The 877-nt window shown below is 46.4% G+C and carries 1 protein-coding gene; it reads left to right on the top strand.

Going from position 1 to position 877, the window contains the following annotated elements:
- On the top strand, positions 1-877 hold an 877-nt coding region (ltrA, locus tag GJ688_RS19975), incomplete at both ends, for a group II intron reverse transcriptase/maturase (protein WP_235911137.1).

Below are 877 nucleotides of genomic sequence, written 5' to 3'. Positions count from 1 at the left end.
ACGGATATGCAGGAGCGTACAGTTCTGCAAGGATAACTGAAAACAACACCACCAACGCAAACTTATCGAAGGAACGACTGCTTGAGAAGATAGTGGACAGAAACAATCTAAACCACGCGTACAAGAGAGTGAAGTCCAACAAGGGGGCGCGCGGAATCGATGGGATGAAGGTAGATGAACTTCTACAATATCTCAAAGAGAACGGAAGCCAGCTCAGGCAGTCAATCCTGGACGGTAAACACCGTCCGAATCCCGTCCGAAGGGTAGAAATACCGAAAGAGGACGGGAAGAAAAGAAAATTAGGAATCCCCACAGTCGTTGACCGAGTGGTACAACAGGCCATCAGCCAAGTACTCACACCGATATATGAGAAGCAGTTTTCGGACAATAGCTACGGGTTTAGACCGGGAAGAAGCGCGCATGAGGCCATTCGGAAATGTCAAAACAACATCAACGAAGGATACAAATATGTGGTAGACATGGACTTGGAGAAATACTTTGATACCGTGAACCAAAGTAAGTTGGTCGAAGTATTATCCAGAACCATCAAAGATGGTCGAGTCATATCGCTCATCCATAAATACCTGAAAGCCGGAGTCATGGTCAAAAACAGTTTCGAAGAAACACCAATCGGAGTACCGCAAGGCGGCCCTCTCAGTCCAATACGTAGCAACATAATGCTCCATGAATTGGACAAGGAGCTTGAGAAAAGGGGGCACAGATTCGTCCGCTATGCGGACGACCTGATGATCTTCTGCAAAAGCCGAAGAAGCGCCCAAAGAGTGTTAGACAACATCCTTCCCTTCATTGAAAAGAAGCTATTTCTGAAAGTGAATCGGGAGAAAACAGCCGTTGACTATGTGGGAAAGGTGAAATT

The sequence above is a fragment of the Heliobacterium mobile genome, from assembly GCF_009720735.1.
Taxonomy (GTDB): Bacteria; Bacillota; Desulfitobacteriia; order Heliobacteriales; family Heliobacteriaceae; genus Heliobacterium; species Heliobacterium mobile.
This window is presented reverse-complemented; position numbering and strand designations above follow the sequence as displayed.